The organism is Parasedimentitalea denitrificans, assembly GCF_011813015.1.
GTDB classification, from domain to species: Bacteria; Pseudomonadota; Alphaproteobacteria; order Rhodobacterales; family Rhodobacteraceae; genus Parasedimentitalea; species Parasedimentitalea denitrificans.
In genome coordinates this window covers 1-13147 of sequence record NZ_QHLQ01000016.1, presented here as the reverse complement: position 1 = coordinate 13147, position 13147 = coordinate 1, and the positions used below count along the sequence as shown (strand labels likewise).

At 54.0% G+C, this 13147-nt stretch carries 9 protein-coding genes; 7 read left to right on the top strand and 2 right to left on the bottom strand.

The genetic code is table 11. The features are described from left to right. Positions 1–16 precede the first annotated feature (16 nt). On the bottom strand, positions 17–898 hold the full coding sequence (locus tag DL239_RS15030; protein WP_167684994.1) for a crotonase/enoyl-CoA hydratase family protein: 882 nt from the start codon (positions 896–898) through the stop codon (positions 17–19). 452 nt (positions 899–1350) lie between these two features. Here DL239_RS15030 and DL239_RS15025 point away from each other — a divergent pair, with 452 nt between their 5' ends. After that, a complete protein-coding gene (locus DL239_RS15025) occupies positions 1351–2487 on the top strand; it encodes a CaiB/BaiF CoA transferase family protein (RefSeq protein ID WP_167684923.1) in 1137 nt (378 codons plus the stop codon). Between the two features lie 15 nt (positions 2488–2502). Here the strand turns inward: DL239_RS15025 and DL239_RS15020 are convergent, their stop codons facing one another. Then, positions 2503–3483: a LysR family transcriptional regulator gene (locus DL239_RS15020; RefSeq protein ID WP_167684922.1), complete on the bottom strand. Its 981-nt coding sequence runs from the start codon at positions 3481–3483 to the stop codon at positions 2503–2505. A 319-nt stretch (positions 3484–3802) separates the two neighbouring features. On the opposite strand from DL239_RS15020, the gene DL239_RS15015 reads away from it, so the two are divergent. The 6 genes from DL239_RS15015 to DL239_RS14990 all read left to right on the top strand — a co-directional run bounded on the left by DL239_RS15015 (position 3803) and on the right by DL239_RS14990 (position 12143). After that, positions 3803–4231 (top strand): thioesterase family protein, encoded by a 429-nt coding sequence (locus DL239_RS15015; protein WP_255456298.1) that lies wholly within the window; start codon positions 3803–3805, stop codon positions 4229–4231. Positions 4232–4422: 191 nt separating this feature from the next. Next, complete coding sequence (locus tag DL239_RS15010) at positions 4423–5862, top strand: aldehyde dehydrogenase family protein (RefSeq protein ID WP_167684920.1); 1440 nt, start codon at positions 4423–4425, stop codon at positions 5860–5862. Positions 5863–5874: 12 nt separating this feature from the next. Further along, positions 5875–6624 (top strand): glucose 1-dehydrogenase, encoded by a 750-nt coding sequence (locus DL239_RS15005; protein WP_167684919.1) that lies wholly within the window; start codon positions 5875–5877, stop codon positions 6622–6624. A 77-nt stretch (positions 6625–6701) separates the two neighbouring features. Beyond that, positions 6702–9962, top strand: coding sequence for an acetyl-CoA carboxylase family protein (locus tag DL239_RS15000; protein WP_167684918.1), 3261 nt, complete (start codon positions 6702–6704; stop codon positions 9960–9962). A 65-nt stretch (positions 9963–10027) separates the two neighbouring features. After that, on the top strand, positions 10028–11587 hold the full coding sequence (locus DL239_RS14995; protein WP_167684917.1) for an acyl-CoA synthetase: 1560 nt from the start codon (positions 10028–10030) through the stop codon (positions 11585–11587). Positions 11588–11849: 262 nt separating this feature from the next. Then, positions 11850–12143, top strand: coding sequence for a transposase (locus DL239_RS14990; RefSeq protein ID WP_167684916.1), 294 nt, complete (start codon positions 11850–11852; stop codon positions 12141–12143). Positions 12144–13147 lie beyond the last annotated feature (1004 nt).

The following is a 13147-nucleotide window of genomic DNA, read 5'->3' as shown; positions in this document are numbered from 1 at the left end:
TTTGAATTTGGTTTAATCACGCCCATGGCGGTTCATCCTGCCAGGGGTAAAATCCGGGCATATCGGTGCTGACGCGGTTCGGAAATTCGGCTTTTCTTTTCTCAAAAAAGCTCGAAACACCTTCAGCTGAATCCCCTGAAGCGTTCCGTGCAGCAATGGCCCGGCTGTCCACACGATGGGCTCTCATCGGATGATCCGCCCCAGCCATGCGCCATAACATTTGACGCGTCAGTGCCACAGAAACAGGTGCGGTATTGTCGGCAATCTCACGAGCGATCCGGTGGGCTTCGGGCAGTAGATCCTCAGGGGCATGAACTGAACGGACCAGACCACCCTCAAGCGCCTCTTCGGCGCCAAAAACACGGCCTGAACAGCACCATTCCAGCGCCTTGGACATCCCTACTAGGCGTGGCAAAAACCAAGTTGATGCTGCCTCTGGTATGATCCCCCGGCGGGCGAAGACAAAGCCGAACCGCGCGTCTGTTGAGGCGATACGGATGTCCATTGGCAATTGCATTGTGGTCCCGATGCCAACAGAGGCTCCGTTCACCGCTGCAATGACCGGTTTGAGGCAATTGAACAGACGCAGGGCCAGGATGCCACCGCTGTCGCGGATCGCCGGATCTGCCCAAACGGTAGGGTCCTTTGATGCGGGATCTGGCTTGGCAGTGGCAAAGGCATCAGGGTCGTCCAGATCAGCGCCAGCGCAAAAGGCACGTCCGTTGCCCGTGACGATGATGGCGCGGACGTCATCGTCAGCATCGGCCTCGTCGAGCGCTGCAACCATTTCCTCCATCATTATCCGGGTGAATGCGTTCAACCGATCCGGTCGGTTCAGCGTTATGGTCATAACGCCGCTGTGCGTCTCGATATTTATGGTCTGCATATTCTTGGTCATGTATCGCGGTACGACTTCCATTGTTCCTGTCTGCGGCGGTTTTGGATGGGCTGTCATGTCAGATCCCTTGCACTTTGGATGGCAGTTCTGACCGTAAGCCCGGAGCGCAAATCCTGAGTTGACGGCCGTTCAATGGCGCCGTGGCCAGCCCCTTTAAAACGAGGGGCCCGTCGACGAGTGAGCTTGGGTTGGGCATTTTGAGCATTGGTGATGATACCGCGTTAGTGTCCGACAATAGGACACTACAGGGGCTTTCCGTTCTGTCAACACCCTTGTTCTGCTAGCGAGCCTACTATCTCCAGGCTGGCCTAGGGCCATGCCAGAATGTTATGTTCTGCATTGATTTGCAGCATTGGACGAATAGCCTCTCGCTCGCTAGCGTTCCGGCAAAAGATTCAGCGGCTGCGCGATTTCCAGACGCCGCGATGAAAATTGAGAGGAGGTTTCTGCTGATGGCCATTAACAAACCGCTTGCAGGCCTAACTGTTGTTTCCATCGAACAGGCCGTTGCCGCGCCTATGTGCTCCGCACGGCTTGCCGATGCAGGTGCGCGTGTGATCAAGATTGAGCGCAGCGAGGGCGAGACTGCACGCCATTACGACGCTGCTGTTCACGACATGAGCGCCTATTTCGTTTGGCTAAATCGCGGCAAGCAGAGCACCGTTTTTGATTTGAAGAACGCGGCGGATATTGCGGTTGTCAAATCCATGCTGGCAAAGGCCGATGTGTTTGTACAAAATCTTGCGCCGGGCGCAATTGATCGATTGGGCCTGTCACCAAAGGTGCTGCATCAGTCCAACCCAAGGCTGATCACTGTCGGCATTGTGGGCTATGGGCAAGACACCGATTATGCTGAGATGCGGGCCTATGACATGCTGGTGCAGGCCGAAAGCGGTTTGTGTGCGGTTACGGGTACAGCGGATGCGGCGTGCAAGGTTGGTGTGTCCGTCGCCGATATCGCAACCGGAATGAATGCCCACGCTGCTGTTCTAGAGGCGCTTATCGAGCGCTCGATCACCGGCAAGGGTAAGGCAATTAAAATCGCTATGTTTGACGGGCTTGCGGACTGGATGAATGTACCGCTGTTGCACTACGAACATCAGAGCAAAGAAACGGCGCGCCACGGTCTTTCGCATGCCTCGATCTATCCCTATCGGCGGCTTGATTGCAAAGACGGCAGCATCGTCATCGCTGTTCAGCACAGTGGCGAATGGCACAGACTATGCTGTGAGGTGCTGAAACAGCCCGAGTTAGAGACAGATCCGCGTTTCGCGACCAATGCCCTAAGGGTGCAGAATCGTGAGGCCTTGGACGAGAAGCTTGAGCCGGTTTTTGCAGCAATGACCCGAACCGAGGCATTTCGTATGGTCGAGGATGCCAAATTGGCTTCGGCCACGGTTAGTTCCGTGGCCGACCTAAGCACACATCCAGCCCTTAGGCGGGTGAAAGGTGTCGCCAATGGCAAGGTCTTTTCTTTGGCTGCTCCACCTTTGCATCCGGATATAGAAATGGCAGTGATCCCTGATGTTGGCGAGCACACCGACGAAATTCGCGCAGAGTTCGGCCAGATGTTGCAGCCCATAGAATGATGAAACTAGCCGTTATCAACTGAGTTTTCGAGGTGCCTTGGACTGGTGAGTTGATGCTTTGCTCGCCAGTTCTGTTGCAACATTCCAGCCTGCTTCTGGCGCCAGCTCAATCGCCAGCCTTTCAAGTTCTTCAATTACCAGGCTGACAGCTCGTGTCGGCTTGCGTCCCATCGGCTGGCCTAAAACCGTGCGCAGATTAAGGCGTGGTGTGACCTGAGCCTGAGACAGCAACCCAAGATCAAGCTCAGATGTCACCGTCGACGGCGGTAGAATTGTGGTTCCTTCACCTCGACGTGCCAGTTCCTTCATACAGGGCATGGAATCGATCTCGATGTGCGGCTCGAATGGAATGCCCTGGGAAAAGAAGGCTGTTTCTAGTGCAAGACGAAACATGTGTGGACGCCAGGGAACGATCAGCTGTTTTCCTGCAAGTTCCTCCAACGTCACTGTACTATCAGCTTCGAACGCATTCGGCCCCCGAAGGGCCACCATATCTTCATCAAGGTAGGGCGTTGTTGCCGCCGCATCGTGTTCTCTTGAATAGTATAAGAGAGCCAAATCCAGCCGTCCTGTAACCAGCCATTCATAGATCGTGCCGCTGAAGGCCTCTACAATATGGACTTTGATATTGGGGTACTTGACACGCATGCCCTGCAAAAGCGGTGGAACAAGAGAAACCGCATAGGCAGCCGGGATACCCAAATAGACTGTTCCGGTTGGGTTGTCCTGGTTTGATTGGACACTTTCCTTGGCCGAAAGGCATTCTTTTTGAATTCGCCTGGCATGTTCAAGAACCAGCTTGCCCGCCTCTGTGGGCTCAACTCCCCAAGTATGCCGCTGCAACAGACTGGCGCCAAAAGAATCCTCCAGCGCCTTGATTTGTCGGCTGAGGGCGGGTTGCGCGATGTTCAGGACCGACGCCGCCTTGGAAATATTTCCCCACTCGACGATTTGGATGAAATTCTGAAGATGGGTCAGGTTTAGATTCAGGTTCATTTGGGTCCCAGGGCGCACGTTGACAAAAGAACCTCAATGTTAGCTGGTCACGTTGTTACATGCTATGCTCTTTGGGCATGGATGGCATGTTCAATAGGCATTCGACGCATGTAAGGGCTGGCGGTAGTTTAATTTGATGCGCATCTGCGATGGGGGAGAGTCGCCCTCTTTTTGGTGCATCTATATGTTCACAAGGTGAGCCTCGTCTCAATTTTCTGGGTAAGCCCCTTGGAAAACGCGCTTCAAAACCAAGAGCCCAGATCAAATACTCAGGAGAGCTTCAGTGCTGCAAATCAGAAGAATATGCCCTAGCGAGTGGATGGATTTTAACGGCCACATGCGCGATGCATTTTATGTTTTGCTTATCAGCTTTGCCAATGACCAATTGATGGATGAGCTGGGCATGGGGCCAGAGTACCTGAAATCCACCGGGTGCACGTTGTACAATTTGGACAACCGCATCCAGTACCGCAAGGAAGCGCGAGAAGGGGATCCTCTGCGCGTTGATATGCGTTTGCTTGATGCAGGCAAGAAACGGTTGCATTTACATTCGACGATCTACCACGATTCAAACAATTCAGTGCTCGCTGTGAACGAGGCCGTATTGGTTCATGTAAAACAACCAGGCGGGCCAAGGGCGATTGAGTTCCCCGCTGCGGTAAAGACTATGGTTGCCGAGCGGCTGCAACGCGATAACGCCGCCCCGAAACCACATGATCGTGTTGGCGATATTGGCATTACTGGCTGAGATGAAGGGACGTTTCAGCACCGTTTGCGGCGCGGTGATGCCCCTATGCGTTTCCGGCATGAACGGCATGGTGAAATAGCATTCGACGCATATCGACGTGGCCGATAGCATTTTCCTGACAGTACAAACTTGATGGGCGGCGAGCATTTTCCTGAATGCTGCTGCGGCGATAACTCTTGCTGGGTGAGACTATGAAATCTGAAAAAATCTATATCAACGGAACTTGGGTTCGACCTGTGGCAGCACAGCCGATTGATGTTATCTCGCCCAGTGATGGCCAAGTTTTTGCGCGGATCGCGGATGCGGGAGGTGAAGACATAGACCAGGCGGTCAAAGCAGCCCGCGCCAGTCTTTCGGGAGAGTGGGGCCGGATGGCCCCAGTTGAGCGGGGTCGGTTGTTATATAAGCTAAGCGAACTGATCAATCGGGACGCCGATGATCTAGCAGATCTCGAAGCCCGCGACACCGGCAAACCTATGTCGCAGGCGCGTGCCGACATTGCGGCCTGCGCGCGGTATTTTGAATTTTACGCTGGCGCCGCCGACAAAATCCATGGTGAAACGATCCCTTATCAGGTTGAGTATTTCGTTACTGTCATACGTGAACCTCGCGGCGTGACAGGGCATATCATTCCCTGGAACTACCCTGCACAAATGTTCGGACGCACACTGGCCCCGGCTCTGGCCACTGGCAATGCAGCGGTTCTTAAACCCGCTGAAGAGGCCTGTCTGAGCTGTCTCAAGCTTACTGAACTGGCAGACGAGGCCGGGTTTCCGGCCGGTGTTCTGAATGTCGTAACTGGCTATGGCGCGACAGCTGGCGCCACGCTGGCAGAACATCCTGACCTGGATTTCATCTCCTTCACCGGCTCTCCCGAAGTGGGAACAATGGTTCAGATTGCCTCGGCAAAGCATCACCGCGCCTGTGTGTTGGAACTGGGTGGAAAATCACCGCAGATCATTTTCTCGGACGCAGATTTTGCCACAGCCCTGCCCATTGTAGTGGCCGGTATTGTGCAAAATGGCGGGCAGACTTGTTCAGCAGGGAGCCGAGTGCTGATCCAGCAGGACATTTTTGAGGCTTTCACGGCTGAGTTGCGCAACAGGATCAACGCGCTTGTTGTTGGGGCCCATGAAAAAGACCTTAATTGCGGACCGCTGATCAGTGCCAAGCAAAAGGGGCGGGTGCAGGAATTCATCACTCAGGCCGAAGTTGAAGGTGTTCGCTGCATGGCGCAGGCGCAGCTCGATCCTGCAGCCCCCAACGATGGTCACTATGTCCGCCCGGCGCTGTATGGGCCGGTGCCCGAGGACAGTGCCCTGGCGCAGAAAGAGGTTTTTGGACCAGTACTGGCAGCCATTCCGTTCAAGGATGAGGCAGATGCCATCCGCATTGCCAATGATACTGAGTTTGGGCTGATCGCGGGGGTCTGGACTAATGACGGTGCGCGCCAGATGCGCGTCGCCAAGGCCCTGCGGTGTGGTCAGGTCTTTATCAATAATTACGGTGCCGGCGGTGGTGTTGAACTGCCGTTTGGTGGGGTCAAGCACAGTGGCCACGGTCGCGAAAAAGGCCTTGCCGCAATGCACGAATTTACGGTCACCAAGACCGTCGTTCTTAAGCACGACTAAAAAGGAAAAAACATGCGCATTCCAAATAAAGTTGCCATCATTACCGGTGCCGGTTCGGGCTTTGGCGAAGGCATTGCAAAACGCTTTGCCGCAGAAGGGGCCAAAGTAGTAGTGGCTGATATCAACGCTGACGGCGCAAAACGTGTCGCTGATGAAATCGGTGACGCTGCCGTGGCTATCACAACAGATGTGACGTCAGCAGCAGATGTCGCGGCGATGATTGCGGTGGCAGAAGAGAGTTTCGGACGCCTTGATATCCTGATCAACAATGCGGGCTATACCAGCCGCAATGGTTCGATGATGGATGTCGATGAAGAGACTTATGATCGCATTTTCAACGTCAACACCAAGGCGATCTATCTTGCGGCGCGCGCAGTGGTCCCCGTCATGAAGAAATTCGGCGGCGGCACGATCATCAACGTGGCCTCAATTGGTGCGTTGCGTCCACGCCCCGGTCTTGTCTGGTATAACGGCTCCAAGGGTGCCGCACTGAACATGACCAAAGGCATGGCGGTCGAGCTGGCACCAGACAAGATCCGCGTAAATGCACTGTGCCCGGTATTGGCCGAAACCGGCCTGCTGGAAGAGTTTATGGGCGTCGAGGATACTCCGGAGAACCGCACTGCATTCCTTGCGACTATTCCCTTGGGCCGTCTAGGTCGCCCGTCGGATGTGGCTGGCGCCGCTCTCTATCTGTGTTCTGATGATGCAGAATTCATCACCGGCGTGTCGTTGGAAGTTGATGGCGGACGCGGAATTTGATGCATTCACGTTAAAACTACCGCCATGCGCATGGGCAACCCTGCGCATGGCGACACGGTTTGAAGGGGAGCGGGCCGGTGTTAAAGAAAATTTTGATCGCCAATCGAGGTGAGATTGCAATCCGGATCGCGCGGACTGCGCGTGCGATGGGAATTGGTACTGTGGGCATCTATTCGCCTGACGACTCAAGCTCTCTGCATTTGAAATACATGGATGAGCTGTGTATCCTGCCGCAATCTGGCGTGGCGGGTTACCTTGATTACAGGGCCATAGTCGGGCTTGCGGTAACGGCCGGTTGTGATGCTGTTCACCCGGGCTATGGTCTGTTGAGCGAGCGGGTTGAGTTGGCTCAGGAATGCCAAGCCCACGGCGTTACTTTTGTTGGGCCAACACCTGAAACCCTTAAGGTACAGGGCGATAAAGTGGCGGCGCGCGCATTGGCCGAGGCGCTGGGCATCGCGGTGATCAATGGATCACCACCCCTGCAAGATGCTCAAGCGGCCCAATTGTTTTTTGAAGCATCAGGGTGCGCACCGATGATGCTAAAGGCGGTGAATGGTGGCGGCGGACGCGGAATGCGGGTTGTCGACGCCGCCGACAAGATTGCAACGGCTCTGGATCAGTGCCGGGCCGAGGCATTAGCGGCCTTTGGAGATGACACGATCTACGCCGAGCGTTTCCTGCCCTCGGTCCGCCATATAGAAGTTCAAATCATCGGTGATGGCTTGAGTGTGACCCATTTGTGGGAACGTGACTGCTCGGTTCAGCGGCGAAATCAAAAGCTCATTGAACTGGCCCCAGCGCCCAATCTGGATCCGGAAACGCGCAGCGCATTGTTGTCAGCAGCCGTTGCGATTGGCAGGGCGTGCAACTATCGCGGGCTTGGAACAATTGAGTTTTTGGTGGAAACTGACGCGCATGGCGGCGAGGGGGTCTATTTCATCGAAACCAACCCCCGCATTCAGGTTGAGCATACGATCACTGAAGAAATCACCGGTTATGATTTGGTGGAAATCCAGTTGCGGATCGCAGGTGGTGAAACGCTGGCCCAAGTTGGGCTGAATGTTGACGCACCTGAGCCACCATTGGGCAGCGCTGTGCAATTGCGCGTAAACGCAGAGGTTTTCAGAGAAGACGGACAGTTAGTGCCCTCTGGGGGTACGTTGTCGGTGTTTTCTCCGCCTTCGGGGCCGGGGGTTCGGATCGACAGCTATGGGTATTTGGGTTACAAAACCAACCCGAATTTTGACTCGTTGCTGGCTAAGGTGATCGTTTGCGAAAAATCGGTTGATCTCGCTCGGTTGCTTAAGAAAGCTGAGAATGCCTTGTCTGAGTTTCATGTTGATGGAGTTGAGACAAATATTGGTTTCTTGCGCAGCCTGATGGGGCTGCCGGACTTACAGGACTGGTCCGTTAATGTCCGCAGTGTGGACAACAGCATTCAAACCCTGAGGTCTCTGCAAAAAGGTATCGGCGGTGGGCGGTTTTTTGATCCTTCCGCCCAGCAAAACGGCGTGAGAAACCCGGGTGGAGCGTCAGTTCCAGAAGGAGTTTTGGCGATAAAGTCACCCATGCAAGCTGTAGTACATACCATACTTGTAGCCCCCGGTGAGGCATTTTCAAAAGGGCAAGAGATTGCTGTTATTGAAGCTATGAAAATGCAGCATGCTATTGTGGCAGCGGCCGGCGGCATCGTGTGCGAGGTCTTTGTAGGCGAGGGCGATGTCATCGATACAAATGCAATCGTGTTGACCTATGAGGCGGGCGAAGACCTCGGTCAGATTGAGATCGCAGAAGCAGCAGCAGACCCTAGCCATATCCGTGCCGATCTAAAGGCGCTTCAGGACCGGCTTGCGCTGACGCTGGATGCCAGCCGGCCCAAGGCCGTACAGCGTCGCCGAGACCGCAGTCAGCGGACCACCCGAGAAAACATTGCAGATCTATGTGCAGCGGGTGATTTCCATGAATACGGCCAGCTGCTGTTGGCCGGGCAACGTCGCAAGCTTGGCGTTGATCATCTGATAGAGCTGTCTCCGGCGGACGGAATTGTCACCGGCATAGGGCGGGTGAACGCGGACAGCTTTGACGAAACATCATCGCAAGTTGCAATACTTGCTTACGATTCTACCGTAATGGCCGGGACCCAGGGTTTTGCCGGGCACAAAAAGACGGACCGTATGATTGAGCTGGCTCACAAGCAGGGACTGGCTTCAATTTTTCTGACCGAAGGGGGTGGAGGACGCCCCAATGATGATGATTTCTCTGACATCATGCACAGTGCTTTGAACATCACTACCTTTAGCGCTTATGCAGGTCTGCAGGGCAGGGGCCCCAAAGTAACGGTCAATTCGGGTTACTGCTTTGCTGGGAATGCGGCGCTGTTTGGGTCCGGTGATATTCGTATTGCTACCCGCGAAAGCTGGATCGGGTTGGCAGGGCCAGCGATGATCGAAGCAGGTGGGTTAGGGGCGTTCCATCCCAAGGACATCGGTCCGGCGATGATGCAGGCTGAAATCGGGCTGGTGGATATCTTGGCCAATGATGACGCCGAGGCCACGCAACTGGCACGGCAGGCCCTTTCGTATTTTCAAGGAGATCTGGCAACTTGGGGTGCGGCAGATCAACAGGTGTTGCGCCATATGATCCCTGAAGACAGAAAACGGTCTTATCTGGTGCGTCCAGTGGTCGAGGCCTTGGCGGATACTGGCAGTTTTCTGGAACTGGGCGAACACCATGCAAACGGACTGATCACCGGCTTCCTTCGGATCGAAGGGCGTGCAATGGCTGTGATGGCAAACAACCCACACCATTTGGGTGGTGCCCTGGATGCCTCCGCATCCGCCAAGGGCGCAGATTTCCTGAAGCTGTGTTCTCAGTTCAACTTGCCAGTTTTGTCACTCTGTGACACGCCGGGCTTTATGGTTGGCCCACAGAGCGAAACGCAGGGTGCTGTTAAGGCCGCCGCTGACTTTATCGGGGCCGCGGCGGCGCTGAATGCCCCCTTAATCTTTGTTTGCCTGCGCAAGGGCTATGGGATCGGTGCGCAAGCCATGGCGGGCGGAAGTTTTGCTGCGCCAGCTTGTACCCTGTCTTGGCCGACCGGCGAATTTGGCGCCTGGGGTCTCGAAGGTGGTGTGCGACTTGGATACCGCAAAGAAATTTCAGCGGAACCCTCGCCAGAAGCGCAACAAGCGCTGTATGACAAGCTGGTGGCTGAAGCCTATCAGAAGGGTCAGGCAATCAACGTGGCCAGCCTGAACGAAATAGACGCCGTGATCGATCCGGCCGACACACGAGACTGGATTGTCAAAATGCTGCGAATGAACAGAAAAACCTGAATGTAGCTCCTTGAGCTTTGTTATAAATCAACAAAATAGACCCTTCCAACAAGGAAACTGCCCTCATGCAAATGACCCAACCGTTGAAAATTGCGGCAACAACTACTCCCAATACGTTGGCCACCGTTTTCGGCGAGCGTGAGCAGACCTGGGGTCAGATGCAGGCGCGCGTTGCCAAACTTGCGGGTGCCTTGCTCGGTCTTGGCGTGGAGCGTGAGGACCGTGTGGCGATCCTGGCCAATAACTCGGATCGGTATCTGGAATACTATTTCTCTGTCTGGTGGGCCGGGGCTGCAGTGATGCCGCTGAATGTGCGCTGGTCGCCATCTGAAAATGCCTATTCGCTCAACGATGGCGGTGCAAAAACCCTATTTGTGGATGCGTATTTCAGCCCGGATGTTGCAGAAATTTGCAGCAAAACCGATCACGACCTGACCTTGATTTACATCGGCGACGGCGACTGCCCCGCAGGGATGTTGTGTTATGAGGACCTGATAGCGAAATCAGACCCGATCAAAGATGCTGAGGCGGGCGGCGGTGATCTGGCAGGGATTTTTTATACCGGTGGCACCACCGGTTTTCCAAAGGGGGCGATGCTGAGCCACCAGTGCCTTTGGTTCAATGGGATCATAAGTGCCAAACACTATTATTTCGAACCCGGAGATCGCTACCTGCACGCTGCACCGATGTTCCATCTAGCCGATGGATCTGGCAGCAACGGCGCGTCCATGGCCGGAGCGACACACTGTTTTCTGTCTTCATTTTCAGTAGAAAATGTCATTGCCGAGATAGAACTAAACAAGCCGACCCACGTGCTACTGGTTCCGACGATGGTGGGAATGATTTTAGAAGACCCTGGCTTTGACAGTGCTAAATTTTCCAGTTTGAAACACATCATTTACGGGGCTTCACCGATGCCCGAAGGGGTGTTGCGCCAAACGATGGCGGCATTGCCTGACGTCAAGATCCTGCAAGGGTATGGCCAGACTGAACTGGGGCCAATCATCTCGACACTGCCGCCGCAGTATCACGTGCTGCAGGGTCAATACTCGGGCAAATTACGTTCAGCCGGACGGCCTTGTGTTGGAGTGCAGGTCAAGATTGTTGGCGAGGATGGCACTGAAATGCCGCAGGGTGAAGTTGGTGAAATTGCGGTGAAAGGTCCGCATACGATGCTGGGATACTGGAAAAACCCAGAACAGACCAAAGCCACGCTGAAAGACGGCTGGGTTATAACCGGAGACGGGGCCTATCTGGACGAGGATGGTTTCATCTTCATTGTTGACCGCGTCAAAGACATGATTGTGACTGGGGGTGAGAATGTGTTCTCAGCTGAGGTTGAAAATGTCATCTCGACCCATCCGGCTGTCACCTCTGTTGCAGTTATCGGCATTCCCAACGAAAAGTGGGGCGAAGCCGTCCATGCCATCGTAATCCCAAAATTGGGAGCCGCACCCACCGAAGCCGAAATCATTGATCATTGCCGATCACGGATCGCCAACTACAAGCGCCCCCACAGCGTCGAGTTTCGCGACCAACCGTTTCCATTGTCTGGTGCAGGCAAGGTGATGAAACGTGAGTTGCGGGCGCCGTTTTGGGCTGACCAAGGGCAAGCGGTCGGCTGACTGTGTGCGCTGTAAGAGAGCCCCAAAAACTTGGGGATTCTGACTTGGAATGAACTCATCAAAAACATGCACAGTTTTGACAGCAAACAAGGGAACGAAATTTTCCAATTTTATGAGCATTGCTTGAAGTTGGCGGCCCCTCAGAAGGGAGTATCCGAAACTCTGTGTATGTGTCTCAGCCCTGAGCTACCCCCCGAAATTCGGACACTGACGTAAGCTACGACTTGTTGTCTGTTGATCTTCAATCTGAAGGAGATCGGCGATGTCTAAACGAAAGCAACATCATCCAGAGTATAAGGCCAAAGTTTCATTGGAAGCACTGAAGGGCGAGGAGACCGTTTCGGAACTGGCGAGCCGGTTCGGGATACACCCCACCATGATCCATCAGTGGAAGAAAGCTCTACTGGAAGGCGCATCCGGAGTGTTTGAGCGTGGCGTTCGGAAGAGCTCTGAAGTTGACGAAGAACAGGTTAAAGAGCTGCATGCCAAGATCGGGGAGCTGGCCGTCGCAAACGATTTTTTGGAAAGAAAGCTCAAGCCGTGGACCAGCCGGTGAGACGTAAGATGATTGAGCCAAACTTGCCAGGCCTGTCGGTTGGCAAGCAATGCGCCTTGTTGTCGATCATCGCCTTCAATGAAACGCTTCATACAATATCCGCTGATTGTTCAATGAGACTAGCAGAAATCCACGTTTCCACTTAGCCTCGGCCGTTCGCTACACTCCAATAGTTGGCGGGTTAAATGTTCGGAAAATGTCCCTGGTAACGTAGCAAAATTGGCTTCGGGGGTATGTCTGGGGGTATGTCGATTTTTCCTCAACAAATAAATGTTTTAAATCAATTGGTTGAGTGTTGTTCCGTATTCCGCCCCTGGCACCATTTCCAACTTTCGGATTAATAATCAACTTTGCCCAAGAGGCGAAGTGCCTTGTTTATATGGGTTTCCGACCGCAGCATTCAACTTTGATTTGCGGAAGTTGCGCCGATACACCCGATTTCAGCAACATTTCTGTTGTATAGCTGTTGTATAATCCTTGCGCTTTCGGTGGAGGTTTCCAGCTTATACAACAACGAGGGTTGGAAGTGTTGTATCTGCCTTGAACCAGGCTGTATTGGGATTGCGTAAGTGGTGTAACTGATGGTCGGGTTAGCTCTCAGGCTGGAGGCCAGAGCTGCCGTCTGGCTCATGCCTCATGCGCTAGCTGACGAACGGGACTTAGTTGATTGAACCAGATTTAGTTTTTGCACTATCCGGGCCTTCGCCGTGGTCAACACCAACTGTAGCTATGTGCAGTTTCTAGACTTTGCAAATTCTATCGAACCGCTAAGAGCCGCCAATCATTCCGTCCGCGATGAGGCTTACCCTCAGTCATTTTGGTCAAATTGCGGTGTTTGAAACAATTAGTCGTACTTTGGTGGAGCAGCATCCCGCTGACGCTCCGGTTTGCAAAAAAATATTCACGCGTGTGCGTCGGCAGAGTTTTTGGGTCCAAAGGCGGCCTAAACTAAGTGAGAGTTTGGCTCATCTGGTTGGTTTGATTATGCGGCGCGTTGCCTGTGA

Excerpts from the sequence above, each read along its gene's own strand:
- DL239_RS14990 (WP_167684916.1), top strand. The coding sequence starts at position 11,850 with ATGTCTAAACGAAAGCAACATCATCCAGAGTATAAGGCCAAAGTTTCA.
- DL239_RS15010 (WP_167684920.1), top strand. The coding sequence starts at position 4,423 with ATGAAATCTGAAAAAATCTATATCAACGGAACTTGGGTTCGACCTGTG.
- DL239_RS15015 (WP_255456298.1), top strand. The coding sequence starts at position 3,803 with ATGGATTTTAACGGCCACATGCGCGATGCATTTTATGTTTTGCTTATC.
- DL239_RS15025 (WP_167684923.1), top strand. The coding sequence starts at position 1,351 with ATGGCCATTAACAAACCGCTTGCAGGCCTAACTGTTGTTTCCATCGAA.
- DL239_RS15030 (WP_167684994.1), bottom strand. The coding sequence starts at position 898 with ATGACCAAGAATATGCAGACCATAAATATCGAGACGCACAGCGGCGTT.
- DL239_RS15005 (WP_167684919.1), top strand. The coding sequence starts at position 5,875 with ATGCGCATTCCAAATAAAGTTGCCATCATTACCGGTGCCGGTTCGGGC.
- DL239_RS15020 (WP_167684922.1), bottom strand. The coding sequence starts at position 3,483 with ATGAACCTGAATCTAAACCTGACCCATCTTCAGAATTTCATCCAAATC.
- DL239_RS14995 (WP_167684917.1), top strand. The coding sequence starts at position 10,028 with ATGCAAATGACCCAACCGTTGAAAATTGCGGCAACAACTACTCCCAAT.